Source organism: Acidimicrobiia bacterium (assembly GCA_041394025.1).
In the GTDB taxonomy this organism is placed as follows: domain Bacteria; phylum Actinomycetota; class Acidimicrobiia; order IMCC26256; family JAOSJL01; genus JAOSJL01.
On the sequence record JAWKJA010000002.1, the window covers coordinates 166,388 to 179,102 of the forward strand.

General features: G+C 69.5%; 14 protein-coding genes and 1 other RNA gene. 7 read left to right on the forward strand and 8 right to left on the reverse strand.

Annotated elements, in window-relative coordinates; all coding sequences use genetic code 11:
- Window positions 1-8: 8 nt before the first annotated feature.
- From R3A49_00730 to R3A49_00750, 5 genes are all read left to right on the forward strand, one after another.
- A complete protein-coding gene (locus R3A49_00730; GenBank protein ID MEZ5169254.1) occupies window positions 9-725 on the forward strand; it encodes a C4-type zinc ribbon domain-containing protein in 717 nt (238 codons plus the stop codon).
- A 39-nt stretch (window positions 726-764) separates the two neighbouring features.
- On the forward strand, window positions 765-1,247 hold the full coding sequence (locus tag R3A49_00735; protein MEZ5169255.1) for a PH domain-containing protein: 483 nt from the start codon (window positions 765-767) through the stop codon (window positions 1,245-1,247).
- Window positions 1,244-1,825: a histidine phosphatase family protein gene (locus tag R3A49_00740; GenBank protein MEZ5169256.1), complete on the forward strand. Its 582-nt coding sequence runs from the start codon at window positions 1,244-1,246 to the stop codon at window positions 1,823-1,825. The genes R3A49_00735 and R3A49_00740 overlap by 4 nt, the downstream gene beginning before the upstream one ends.
- Complete coding sequence (locus tag R3A49_00745) at window positions 1,812-3,272, forward strand: hypothetical protein (GenBank protein MEZ5169257.1); 1,461 nt, start codon at window positions 1,812-1,814, stop codon at window positions 3,270-3,272. The genes R3A49_00740 and R3A49_00745 overlap by 14 nt, the downstream gene beginning before the upstream one ends.
- A gap of 120 nt (window positions 3,273-3,392) precedes the next feature.
- Window positions 3,393-4,382, forward strand: a complete 990-nt coding sequence (locus tag R3A49_00750; protein ID MEZ5169258.1) for a hypothetical protein — start codon at window positions 3,393-3,395, stop codon at window positions 4,380-4,382.
- A 69-nt stretch (window positions 4,383-4,451) separates the two neighbouring features.
- On the opposite strand, the gene R3A49_00755 is transcribed toward R3A49_00750, so the two are convergent.
- Complete coding sequence (locus R3A49_00755) at window positions 4,452-5,648, reverse strand: cytochrome P450 (protein MEZ5169259.1); 1,197 nt, start codon at window positions 5,646-5,648, stop codon at window positions 4,452-4,454.
- 70 nt (window positions 5,649-5,718) lie between these two features.
- On the reverse strand, window positions 5,719-6,315 hold the full coding sequence (locus R3A49_00760) for a TetR/AcrR family transcriptional regulator (protein MEZ5169260.1): 597 nt from the start codon (window positions 6,313-6,315) through the stop codon (window positions 5,719-5,721).
- Window positions 6,316-6,390: 75 nt separating this feature from the next.
- On the opposite strand from R3A49_00760, the gene R3A49_00765 reads away from it, so the two are divergent.
- On the forward strand, window positions 6,391-7,374 hold the full coding sequence (locus R3A49_00765; protein MEZ5169261.1) for an endonuclease/exonuclease/phosphatase family protein: 984 nt from the start codon (window positions 6,391-6,393) through the stop codon (window positions 7,372-7,374).
- A gap of 16 nt (window positions 7,375-7,390) precedes the next feature.
- Here the strand turns inward: R3A49_00765 and R3A49_00770 are convergent, their stop codons facing one another.
- From R3A49_00770 to mtnA, 4 genes are all read right to left on the reverse strand, one after another.
- A complete protein-coding gene (locus tag R3A49_00770) occupies window positions 7,391-7,945 on the reverse strand; it encodes a thermonuclease family protein (GenBank protein ID MEZ5169262.1) in 555 nt (184 codons plus the stop codon).
- Between the two features lie 67 nt (window positions 7,946-8,012).
- Complete coding sequence (locus tag R3A49_00775) at window positions 8,013-8,606, reverse strand: hypothetical protein (GenBank protein ID MEZ5169263.1); 594 nt, start codon at window positions 8,604-8,606, stop codon at window positions 8,013-8,015.
- A gap of 75 nt (window positions 8,607-8,681) precedes the next feature.
- Complete coding sequence (locus R3A49_00780; protein MEZ5169264.1) at window positions 8,682-10,130, reverse strand: amidohydrolase family protein; 1,449 nt, start codon at window positions 10,128-10,130, stop codon at window positions 8,682-8,684.
- A gap of 64 nt (window positions 10,131-10,194) precedes the next feature.
- Window positions 10,195-11,193, reverse strand: a complete 999-nt coding sequence (mtnA, locus tag R3A49_00785) for an S-methyl-5-thioribose-1-phosphate isomerase (GenBank protein ID MEZ5169265.1) — start codon at window positions 11,191-11,193, stop codon at window positions 10,195-10,197.
- Between the two features lie 197 nt (window positions 11,194-11,390).
- On the opposite strand from mtnA, the gene R3A49_00790 reads away from it, so the two are divergent.
- On the forward strand, window positions 11,391-11,690 hold the full coding sequence (locus R3A49_00790; protein MEZ5169266.1) for a hypothetical protein: 300 nt from the start codon (window positions 11,391-11,393) through the stop codon (window positions 11,688-11,690).
- A gap of 28 nt (window positions 11,691-11,718) precedes the next feature.
- Here R3A49_00790 and rnpB read toward each other — a convergent pair.
- Together rnpB and R3A49_00800 are read right to left on the reverse strand one after the other, a co-directional pair.
- An RNA gene (rnpB, locus tag R3A49_00795) (RNase P RNA component class A) lies at window positions 11,719-12,106 on the reverse strand.
- 155 nt (window positions 12,107-12,261) lie between these two features.
- Window positions 12,262-12,705: a hypothetical protein gene (locus R3A49_00800; GenBank protein ID MEZ5169267.1), complete on the reverse strand. Its 444-nt coding sequence runs from the start codon at window positions 12,703-12,705 to the stop codon at window positions 12,262-12,264.
- Window positions 12,706-12,715 lie beyond the last annotated feature (10 nt).

Here is a 12,715-nt window from a genome sequence, read left to right on the forward strand (position 1 = left end):
GCCAGCCCATGGGAGCGCTGCACACGCTGCTCGACATCCAGGCACATGACACAGCAGCCGATCAGGTCCGTCACCGCCGCGCGACGATCCCCGAGCGCGACGACCTCGCCGCCCGTCAGCGCGAGCTCTCCGAACTCGACGACCAGGCCGCCGCACTCGGAGCCCACCGCGACGAGCTGACTGCGCGGGAGAGGGCGCTGTCCGACGAGGTCGCCACGCTCGAGGAGCGCATCACGAGCGATGAGGCGAAGCTCTACTCGGGAGAGATCGCCTCACCCCGCGAGCTACAGGCGCTCCAAGCCGACATCGACCAGTTGCGGCGCCACCAGCGAGGTGTCGAAGACCGGCAGCTGGGGGTCATGGAGGAGCGGGAGGGCATCGAGGCCCGACTCGCCGAGGTCGAGGAGGGTCGCGCCGCGGTCTCCGCTCGTGCCGACGGCCTCGCCGAAGCCCTTCGCGAGGCCGAAGCGACGTGCGATGAGGAGATCGCCCAGGAGGAGCAGGCGCGTGACGAGCTGGTCGCGACGGTTCCGGGATCACTCGCCGACGAGTACCGCCGGGTTCGCGCACGTGTGGGTGGTGTGGGTGCGGCTCGTCTCGTCGGTGACACCTGCCAGGGATGTCACCTGTCGCTACCGGCCACCGAAGTGGCGCGGCTCCGTAAGCAGGACGACGACGTCCCTGCCTACTGCGACAACTGCGGCTGCATCCTGGTCCCGTCGTGACATCGTCACGCCGACGTCTGCCGGCGATCTGATCAGGCCGTGCTTCTCTGGTACACCGCAGGCGCCATCGTCATCACGTGGACCGTCCTGCGGGACCCCGCCGTCGACCACCGCATGGTCGCCCTGGGGGCGCTCCTCCCGCTTGCCGCCGATCTCCCCGCCGGACGCCAGGCGGTGGGCCACTCACTGCTGGCGGCCGCGGTGGTGCTGGCCGGTGTCATGGCCGCCACGATCGGCCATCGCAGGCTGCGCCGGCGGCTCCTCTTCCTCCCGTTCGGGATGCTCTGCGGGCTCGTCCTGTCGGGGGCATGGCTGAACGCCGAGATCTTCGCGTGGCCCGTCCTCGGGACGGCGACCCCGGACGTGCCGCTCCTTCCGCCGCTGCCGGTCCTCCTGGCCGAAGAGGCGCTCGGCCTGGCCGGGTGGCTCTGGATCTGGAACAACTTCGGGCTCCGCGACCGGAAGCGACGCCGCTTCTTTCTCCGTAACGGTCGTCTCGACGCCGTCGGCCAACTGTCGTGATCGTTTTCGCCCGCCACGGCCAGACGGTTCCCAACCGGGAAGGCCGCCTCCTCGGGCGCAACGACGCTCCACTCACGGAGCACGGTCGGAGCCAGGCGGACGCGATGGGTGCGGCACTCGCCGCCACGGGATCCTTCACCGTCGTCACGAGCCCCCTCGAGCGTGCCGCGGATACCGCCGCCACCATCGCCGCCGCTCTCGGAACGACGGTGGCGCCCGACGAGCGGCTGATCGAGCTCGACTACGGCGACTGGGACGGCCGCGCCCATCACGAGATCGGCCCGGACGCCTGGTCCACCTGGCGCAGCGACCCCTCGTTCGCTCCCCCGGGTGGGGAGAGCCTCGACGACGTGCGGGGGCGTGTCGTGTCGTTCGCCGAGGAGTGGCTGAGCAGGGAAACCCCGGTCGTGGCGGTTTCGCACGTGTCTCCCATCAAGGCGGCGTTCGCCTGGGCGCTCGGCGTGGGCGACGGGGTGACGTTCCGCTCGTTTCTCGACCTGGCATCCTTCACACGCGTCGGTCCGGGCCCGACGCTTCTCAGCTTCAACGAGACGGGACATCTGCATGGCCGATCCTGACCCGTTCGGTGTGGGGGCGGGCGGACCACCCGACAGCGGGACATCGCGGCGTTCGCCGGGCCTATTGGTGCTGCTCGTCGTCGGCGTCCTCGGTGTCGTGGGCATCGCGGTCGTGGTCGTTGTCGTCGTACTGGCATCCGACGGATCGGAGCCGACGACGTGGGACGACCGCATCGTGGAGTACCGCGACTTCGTGCAGCAGTCGCGCGGCCTGGCCTTCCGGGAGCCGGTCGACGTGGAGTTCATCGCCGACGACGACGAGTATCTCGCGGCGTTCCGTGAGACGAACGACATCACCGACGAGGACGTCACCGACGCGCGAGATGTCGCCGACGTGCTCGCGGTCCTCGGTCTCGTCGGCGACGACTACGACCCCGAGGAGGCGGCCGACCGGATCGTGGGGGAGGGCACCGCCGGCTTCTACGACCCGACGACGCAGCGCCTCTTCGTGAAGGGTGACGAGATCACGCCCTACGTGGCGGGCACCGTCGTCCACGAGATGGTCCATGCCCTCCAGGACCAGCACTTCGACCTGGAGGAGCGCCTCGACGACGAGGACACCGGGATCGCGTACCGTGGCCTCGTGGAGGGCGACGCCGTCGCCGTCGAGCTCGACTACGTCGAGAGCCTGTCGGCCGGGGAGCAGCAGGAGTACGACGACGAGGAGACCGAGATCGTGGAGGAGGCCGGGATCGACCTCGAGGGGCTCCCGGAATCGATCCTGTTGGGCGAATCGGCGCCCTACACGTTCGGCCTGCTGATGCGGGAGGCCCTGCGTTTCGGGGGTGAGGGCGACGGCACCGACAGCATCGATGACGCCTTCGAGGATCCGCCGACGCTCGACGTCGAGCTCATCGACCCCGGCCTCCTTCTCGACGGCGCGGAGTTGACCGAGGTCGAGGTGCCCGCGGCACCCGACGGCGCCGACGTGATCGATGACGGCGAGTTCGGGATCCTCGCGCTCACGATGATGATCGGCGACCGCGTGGGCGCACCCGAAGCGGTCGACACCGCTCTCGCCTGGCGTGGCGACGGCTACGTGGCCTACCGCTCGGGCGACGAGGTGTGCGTGGACGCGGTCTTCGTCGGGGCCGGTGACGAGGGGACGTCGCTCATCGAACGGAACCTGTCGGCGTGGGCGGCGACGATGCCCACCGGCTCCGCCACGGCGTCGAGCACAGACGGTCGGATACACCTCGATGTCTGCGGTGGCGCAGCGGCACCGGCGGGTGAGGTGGGAGAGGCCTCGCAGGCACTCGGCGCACTCGCGGCCCGTTCGGGAATCCTCGTCGGCGGCCTGAGCGCCGGCGGCACCCTCGACACATCGCGCTGTGTCGCCGACGGCGTCGTCGACAGCGTCGACATCGCGACCCTCGGTGATCCCGAGGCCCTCGCGGAGCTCGACCTGTCCGCGGTCGGTGCGGACCTGCTCACCTCCTGCTCCTAGCCGCGCGCGGAACGCGGTATTTGTAGGGAATCTCCGAATGGTGTCAACCCTCCCGCGGTCTCGGACGTCTGTCCTCGTGTCAGCGCGAAAGCGTCACGAGACCACCACGGAGGTCCAGCCATGCAGTACTGGGAACACGGGGTCGCACATCCCGACACCGTCGAGGGACACGTCAGACTGCGTTCCTCCCGCCGATTCGCCTTGCGGAACCGCTTCCGACTCGTTGCAGCCGGAGTCGCGGCACTCGCCGTGGCAACGGCGGGACTGCCCGCCGCCGCGGGTGCCCCGGCGGAGGGCAAGGCGGCCGGCAAGGCGGCGGTTGCCTTCCCGACGGCCGATTTCGAGGACCCCGTCTTCGACGCCGCCGCTGATGCGATCGCCGCGGCGGCGGCCTTCGCCGGTGCTGCCGCCGCACCCGGCGACACGGCGGGAGCCCCGACCGGGGGAGGGGCGGCGACCACGCCTCCGACCACGCCTCCGACCACGCCGTCGAGCCCGCCGGCGCCGGAGGCTCCGAGCGGTGGACACGAGGGCGGATTCGAAGAGCTCCCACCCCTGGGCGCCGAGGCCATCGACTTCTCGATTCGCCTCACCCCCACGGAGGTCGGGTCGGACGGGACGTTCCTCGCCGAGCTCGTCGCCGTGAACACGGGCGACCGCACCGCCCGGGCGACGGTGTCGAGCGTCGACTTCACGCTGAACGGACCCGACGGTGTGGTCTTCTCGGGGAGCTTCCGCATCGGTCTCCCGGTCACGGTCGAGGCCGGGGAGGAGACGTCGCTCGGGATCACGGTCGACCCGTACATGCTCTCGTGGATCATGAGCGACGTGCCCGAGGTGATCGAGGCCGGGACCTACTCCGGTCCGGTGACGATCAACGTGACGGACGCGGCACCGACGACCCACGACGTGTCGATCACCTACACCGAGGACGTCGACCTCGCCGCCTGGGCGACCGAACAGTGCCAGTCGACGATCGACGGATGGGACGACGGCTTCGTCGAGTACAGCGCAACCTCCAGCGACGGAGCGGAGGTGACATACGACTCCGAAGTCCTGTCGTACGAGCCACCCACGCTCGAGGAGTGCCTCAGCTGGTACGGCTTCTAGCAGCTCCCCAGCCCGCGACGTGCGTCGCAGGTCGGTGCGTGATGGCCCGATCTGCGACGCACCCGCGCGTCACACGACCGGGGCCGCGGCACGGATCCGCAGGGGCAGCGCTGTGGCCTGGCGGACCCCCACCGAGAACTCGAGCTCTGTGCCGGCTTCGAGTTCGTAGTCGGGGATCCTGCGGTGGAACTCTTCGAGCGCGACGCGCAGCTCGAGACGGGCGAGATGTGAGCCCAGGCAGCGGTGCGGACCGCTGCCGAACGCCAGGTGGCGGTTGGGCTGACGCTCGAAGTCGGCGATTTCGGGGTCGTGGAAACCGCGCGGGTCGGTGTTGGCCGCGCCCAGCACCACGGCGACGCTGTCGCCGGGAGCGATCTCCACACCTCCGATCTCGCCGGCCTCGCGCACGATTCTGAGGACGACCTGCACGGGTGTCTGGTGTCGGAGCAGTTCCTCCACAGCGGAGGAAATGATCTCGGGCCGCTCCACGATCGCACGTCGCCGGTCGGCGTGACGCGCCAGATAGGCGAAGGAGCAGTCGAGGGTCGCGGTCACGGTGTCGAGGCCGGCGAGGATCATCAGGAAGGAGATGTCGAGCATCTCCTCGTTCGTGACCGGGCGCCCGTCGATCTCCGAGGTGATGAGAGCGCTGAACAGGCCGTCGTCAGGATGGCGCCGCCGGTGCTCGATCGCCTCACCGAAGTACTCGTACATCGCCGCGCCGGCACGTGCACGCTCGGCGTTCTGCTCCTCGGCGGTGTCGCCGTCGGGGCGGACGATGCCCTCCTTGATCTCGAGGAACGTGGGGAGGTCCTCCAAGGGAAGTCCCATCAACCGCACGAAGATCGTCGAGGGGAGCGGCTCGGTGAACTCGGCGTGAAGGTCGCAGGTCTCCGAGGTCATCAACGGCTCGACGAGCTCGGCCACGAGCTTGCGGATGTCGTCCTCGAGCGCGGCCATCCGTGCCGCCGAGAAGTGGGGGTCGAGCATCCGCCGGTACCGCGCGTGGTCGGGCGGGTCGAGCTGGAGGGGAATGAGGGGGCGGTCCTGGCCGATGTGGACGGCGTCCATGGACGACGAGAAGGTCGCCGGGTCGCGCAACACCGCCCGCACGTGCTCGTCGCGTAGGACGAACACCGTGTGCTGCTCAACGTCGCTGACGTGCGCCACGGGGCACGTCTCGCGCACGTCACGGTAGGCAGCGTGGGGATCGGCCGCGTTGGCGGGCTCCAGAATCGACCACGGGTTGGGATGGTTGTCCGCCATACCTCCCGTATCTTACATACAGACTGCATGTTGCCGTGGTGGGTCGTCCCGTTCTGTCGGAACGGGTCCGTCACCCCCGCGGGCGCAGGCCATCCAGCAGGCGGTCGAGGGTCGCGCCCATCTCGGCGCGGCGCGCCGCCGGGTCGGGAGCGTGGGCGATGGACATCGCGGCCTCGTTCATGGCCCCGGCGATGAGGTGCGTGAGGGCGTCCACGGGCTGCTCGTCGATCAGCCCGTCGTTCATCACGCGCGTGAGCCACGTGCCCACGAGGCCGAACCCGTACCGGCGCTCGACGTCGCGCCAGGCCTGCCAGCCCAGAACGGCCGGGCCGTCGACGAGCATGATGCGCTGAACCGTGGGCTCCAGGGAGGCATCGAGGAAGAGCCCGCACCCGTTTCGGAAGCGCTCCCAGTTGTCGGCTCCGAGTGCGCCTTCGGCTGCCAGACCTTCGATGAGAGTTCGTTCCACGTCTTCGAGAACGGCGCGGAACAGGTCGGACTTGTTCCTGAAGTGGTGATAGAGGGCGCCGCGCGTGCAGCGGGCCCTGCGCACGATCTCCTCGGTCCCTGTGGCGGCGTAGCCCTGCTCGGCGAAGAGAATGGTCGCGGACGCGATGAGTGCCGCACGGGTGTCGTCGGCCTGGGCGTCGCGGCGGCTCTCGGGCACGGTTCCGAACGCTATGCGCGACATGACGCTGTACGACGGACTAGACAGGGGTCCTCAGTCTCACGGGGGTGGCGTATGCAATCTGAACGGCTGCGACGGGTCGTCGGTGTCCTCGTCGTCTCGCTGGTGATCGTCGCGGCGGCGTGCGACAGCGACGACGGGACATCAGGCGACAGCTCGTCCACAGACGGCGCGTCGTCGGACGCGACGCCGTTCCGGGCGGCCACCTTCAACGCCGGTCTGGCCCTCAACTTCGTCGACTTCGCCGAGGAGCGGGCCCCGGTCGTCGCCGAGGAACTCGGGGAGCTCGACACGGACCTCCTCGTCGTCCAGGAGGTGTGGGAGCCCGAGCACGTGGCGATGGTGGAGGAGGCGGCGGCCGAGAGGTACCCGAACCAGATCTTCCTCGACCCTCAGCCGGGTGAGGGGTACGCCTACGGCGGGACGTTCGGTATCGGAATCCTGACCGACCAGGAGATCGTCGACGAGGACACGCTCGTCATGGACAGCTCCCTCAACCGCCGGGCGGTCATCTACGCCGAGCTCGAGACCGATCAGATCGGCACGGTGCACGTGTTCGCCACGCACCTCTCGGCCATCTTCTCCGACATCCCCTACCCCGACGGTGGTGGGCGCGAGGCCTGGGCGCAGGAGCAGGCCGACCAGATCGAGACGATGAACGCGTACATCGACGAGAAGGTCGACGACGACAGCCCCGTCCTGCTCATGGGCGACTTCAACACCGGTCCCGCGGGAGACACCTTCACCGCCGAGTTCGAGGAGAACTACGACGCGCTCGTCGCCGGGCGTGACTACGACAACGCGTACACCGACGACGAGTCCGCCACGTGCACGTTCTGCAACGACAACACCCTGGTCGACGCAGAGGGCGAGGGCGGGGTGACGATCGACCACATCCTCGTGAGCGGGTTCGACGGAACCGTGGAGACGCAGCGGATCTTCGACGAGCCGGTGTCGGTGGCCGTCGACGGCGAGGACGTCATGATGAACCTCTCCGACCACTACGGCCTCCTGGCGACGTTGACACCCGCCGGCTGACCGGGCCCGGCTCGGGTCAGTCGGGCGGAGGGAGGTCGGGATCGCAGGCCTGCCAGAGCCCGCGTTGCTCCTCGCGCGCCTCGGTCTGGAGGTCGCGGAACTCGTCGACGTGGGCCACGTTGGGTGGGAACGTGGAGATCTGCGCGTAGCCCTGTTCCAGCAGTTCTGCGTTCACGAAGAGGCCGTCGTCGAGCCGGTACACGTAGGCCAGGGTCCGGTCGTAGCGGTCGGTGCGCTCGACGTCGTAGACGAGGCGCACCTCGGTGCCCGGTGCGAGCAGCTGCTCGGTGACGGCACTGGCCTCGCGACCGAAGCACTCGACGGGTTTCGACGGGTGCACGGTCTCGGGTGTGTCGATGCCGATCAGGCGGATTCGGGTCCCGCCGGCCACGACGAGCGTGTCACCGTCGACGACCCGCTCGATGACCGCGTCGTCGCCGGCGGGGAGCCCGTCCGAGCCCACGGAGCCGGCTACCGGGGTGTTGTCGTCATCGCCGGTACCGCACGCCGCAGCGAGGACGAGAGCGGCCAGGGCCGCGGCGACAACAGAGATCGAGCGTCGGCAGGCCATCGGAGCATCAGGCTAGAGGTCGCCCGGGACACCACGGAATGTCCCAGCTCCGCCCCGTCGTGGTGCGTCAGTACAACCAGGGATCGGTGAGGTCGATGTAGTCGACGTCGGCCGCGTCGTCGCCCAGTTCTGCCATGGCCGCTGCCAGGTCGGGTGGCGGTTCCTTCTTCTCGCCGGCGCGCGCCGCTTCCTCGCTCTCGAAATAGGCCACCTCGACAGCTGTGTCGGGTCCCGTCCAGACGCGGAACCCACCGAGGACATCGGGACGGTAGTCGGCCATGCGCTCGGTGAGCAGGGCATCCATCTCACGCGCCCTGTCGCGATCACCGGACCCCTTCATGATCTGCACGAAGCCCGCGTCGTCGGACCCACCCCCGAGCCAGACGTCGACGTCGTCGGAGTCCGCGAAGCCGACGTCGCCGTCGAAGCACTTCTCGGTTTCGGCCCACCACTCGCCCTGCTCCGGTCTTTTCGAGTTCGCCTCGGCGGCCGCGGCGGACTCGAAGCGGGCCAGGAGAACCGCCCGACCGTCGGCCGCGACCCCGCCCGTGGCTCCGAGATGCCCTGTGGCGCCCGGGCGCAACTCTGCCTCCCAACGGTCGATCTGACGTTTGAGTGTGTCGGGATCCGACACGCGTCCTTCGATGATCTGCACGAACATCGCGCACCTCCTTCGTGGCGGCTCCTCGATCATCCGCCGCTCGTGGCCCGGGCACAAGGGGCTGTCGTCGTTTCGTCACGCCCAGCCGTGGGTGGCGACGTGCTCGCGGACGGCCGAGGCCGTCTCCGGGCCGTGGGTCGTCCACGCAGCGTCGATCGCCACCCGCGACGCCGCCAGCTCGTCGGGGTCGAAGTCGCAGGCCGCCGAGGGGAGATCGACGCCGTAGAGACGGGCGGCGTTGCCTCCGAGGATCTTCGCCTTGAGCTCGGGTGTGAGCGCCGGGTAGCCGTACCGGTCCTGGAACGGCTCGGTGATCTCGAACGCGCGGAAGGCCTCGATCTGGTCCTGGGGTGAGCCGTACCAGATGCTGTCGGTTCCCCACAGGACGTTGTCTTCTCCGACGGCGAGGAGCAGCTTGCCCAGGAGATGTGCCGCGGCGGTCGGGTCACGCATGTTCAGCCACCAGGTGGAGCCGAGCTCGGCGTAGACGTTCTGGTTGGGTTCGATGCCCGCGTCCGCCACGGTGGCCACGAGGCGGTCCACGCTGCGCGGCTCCGTCGAGTCGTCGTAGGGTCCCTCGACGAACTCGTTCTCGTATCCCGAGTGGTAGACGACGAGGTCGATGTCGGGATGTCGCGCCGCGGCCGGTCCGATGTCCCCGGGGGAGAGGAACGGGTTGTCGCCACCCAGCCCCTTGTGGACGCAGAACGTCGTGACGCCCAGCTCGCGCGCGTGGTCGAGGACCGCGTCGCCCACGAGCGGAACGGACGGGTCGTGGTCGTCGAGCCACCAGCCCGGTCCGGCGGCGTGTGTGTACGCCTTCCACGCCGAGACGGGGTACTCATCGACCTGCCGGCTCATCTCGTCGAGCACGGCCGGTAGCGGTTCGATCGTGGGTCGGACCCGACCGTGGAGCAGCAGGCGCTCGTCCTCACAGAGTGCATCGAGCGTCCGTCGCGCACGCTGCATGTCCTCCATCGACAGGGGGTCGTCATCGGCCACCACCGGTATGGCCGAGACCACGGCCATGGCGGTCTCGCTACGCAGGAAGATCTCGCCGAGGTAGGTCTCGATCGAGTAGCAGTCATCGGGGTCGTCGAGGCCGCAGTCGGCCTGCGGAAAGCCCGACCCGAATCCCTGCGACGGACCGTCGTACTCGAGGAAGTGGGTCTGTACGTCGAATACGGAGCCGTCACCGCCGAGTGCCTCTCGGGCGGCCTCGGTGTCCTCGGGCGCCGTCTCGGGAACGTCGAACTGTCCTCCGACCTGCTCACCGGCATCCTCGGCGGACTCCTTCGTGCAGGCTCCGAGCGCCATGAGCATCGCAGCGGTCCCACCCGCCGAGCGCAGGAACGAGCGGCGGGAGACGCCCAGGCGCCGGCTGTGCTCGTACACCGCCTCCCTCGTGCGACGGACGGCTTCGGCGACAACCGGTGAGTGCGGCACCGGGACGTACTCGCCGTTGGAGCACGGCCCGAGTTTCAGCGGCAGGTCGTCGTCCTGTTCGTGCCTCTGTCCGCCCACACCCGGACGTTATGCAACCCGACGGGAGGCTCGCGGGCGCGGTGGCGCCTGCGCCTCCCGGACGTCAGACCGGCGGCCCACCGGCGGGGCCGATGATGCGGCGATCCGTCACGATGTGGGAGACGAGCTCTGCGGGCGTGACGTCGAAGGCCGGGTTGAGGGCTCGGCCCGTGCCCTCCGGCCACCCCTCACTGTCGAGCAGTTCCCGTCCGCTCCTCGTCTCGATCGGCACTCCGTGACCGGTGGGGGTCTGCGGATCGATCGTGGACTCCGGTGCGGCGACGACGAACGGGATGTCGAAGTGCCGCGCAGCGAGGGCGAGACCGAACGTGCCGATCTTGTTGGCCACATCGCCGTTGGCCGCGATGCGGTCGGCACCGACCACCGCAGCGCCCACTCCCTCAGTGCCGATGATGTGGGCGGCGGCCGAGTCGGGGATGATCGCGTACGGGATCGACGACTGTTCCAGCTCCCACGCCGTCAGCCGCGCACCCTGCATGAGTGGCCGGGTCTCGTCGACGAAGACCCTGTCGACAGCGCCATCGGTCCACGCCTGTTTGATGACTCCCAGCGCCGTGCCCACGTCGCCACACGCCAGATGCCCGGCGTTGCAGTGTGTGATCACGCTCACCGCACGCCCGGTCTGCTCGGCGACATCGCCGAGGATGGATGCGCCACGCGTCGAGAGCGCCCGGTTCCGCGTGGCGTCTTCCTCGAAGACGCGGATCGCCACGTCGGAGACGGAGCCCTCACCGTCGGTGCGCCAGGCCTCGAGCGCGCGCCTGGCCCCGACCTCGAGATTCACGGCCGTCGGCCGCGTGGAAACGATCCTCTCGTAGGCGTCGTGGGGCTCGACGTGAGTGGATGCGGCCAGGGCCATACCGGCGGCGCCGACGATCTCGAGCGCCGGCGCCCCGCGTACCGCGAGGGTCGTGATGGCGTCGCAGAGCCCGTCGAGCGTGTCGATGCTGAGGACGACCAACTCCGCCGGCAGCAGGCGCTGGTCGATCAGATCGACTGTGTCGGTCTCCGGATTCCACCGGACGGTTGGTGGAACGGACACGGTGAAGCTCCTCCGAGAATGGAAACCGGACACGAGCGGGCTCGTCGGCCCGTGTGACCCGTCGAACCTACCGCGGCGAGGCATCGTGGCCCCGCCGGTCCGCGCGAACAGACCGAGCAGCGGAGGAGGCGTCTCCCGGACGTGGGACACTTCGTGCATGGGAGACGAATGCCCTCGGGCCGTTTAGGCGCATGCCTGTGACCCGAACGTCGATGCGACCGGTCGTCTGGGGAACGCTCGCTTCGCTTGTGGCGGCGCCTGTACTCGTTGTGACGTGGTACGTGGGTGCGATTTTCATCCACCTCGAGTCGGGCGGAACGCTTGGTGGGATCGGTGCTCCGGTCGAACAGGGTGCGTCGTGGGGCAGGTGGGCTGCCCTGGCGCTGGCGATCGCGCTGGCGGTGCTCGACATCGTCGTCGGTGTCGCCGTGTGGTGGTGGAATCGGCGCCGCTTGGAGCGTTCGAATCAGGACGCAGCGGGTCCCATCGTCGGGTAGTTCGGCCCGAGTTGTCTGGCGCATTGGCGCGGTGAGTCGGCCTGTACGCCGGATTCTGTCCGGGCGGTGGGCCCGGGACGGCCATCCATCTCGGCCGACGGTTGCCCGCCGGCTCCAGCGACCTACCCGGGGGTTCCGGGGCCGAGGCCCCGGGGGCGGGCAACCCGTGCCCCCTGTCTGGTCTTGCTCCGGGTGGGGTTTACCGAGCCACCCGGGTCGCCCCGGGTGCTGGTGCGCTCTTACCGCACCGTTTCACCCTTGCCTGTGCCGGGTCGCCCCGGCCATCGGCGGTCTGTTCTCTGTGGCACTGTCCTGCGGGTCGCCCCGACTGGGAGTTGTCCAGCACCCTGCCCTGTGGAGTCCGGACGTTCCTCGGGCGGGGCGGGTGCCCCGCACGCGGCCGTCCGGCCGACTCACCACCGACATTGTCGCGCACCCGGGTACACGGGCCATCCCGGAATCGCCGACTCAGCCGTGTCGGTCCAGTCTGCCCTCGGGCGGTTCCACGGAATCGCTTCGTCGCGAGGAGAGGTGACACGACCGCTGAGGGTGATTGGGATGCCAGGGTCGGTCACCCGTCGTCGGCGGCCTCGTCGCGGGCCGTCGAGCGGCGGGCGCTGACGACGGCACCGACCATGCCGGCGACGCCTGCGATGACGACGAACACGAGGATCGCCCCCGGGTGGAACACGGCGTTGTCGCCCGAGAACAGGCCCTGGTCGCCGCGCACGGCCCAGATGAGCACGCGCAGGGGGATCCACATCACGAAGGCACCGAGGCCTGCGAGGCTCCCGTTGGTGAGCGGCGCCTCGGGATCGACCGCACCGGCCACCCACCCTCCGTAGCCGAAGCAGAGCACCAGTGCGAGGAACGCCAGGGCGGCCCAGCCGCTCGTCTCGAAGTCGTCGATGTTCGACTCGGCCACGGCGCCGACGAGCACCACCGGCAGGAGCGCGAGGAGGGCGTAGAGGGCGCCGCGGCCGACTGCGAGGGGACTGATCACGTCGTTGCTCATGACGGCGTCC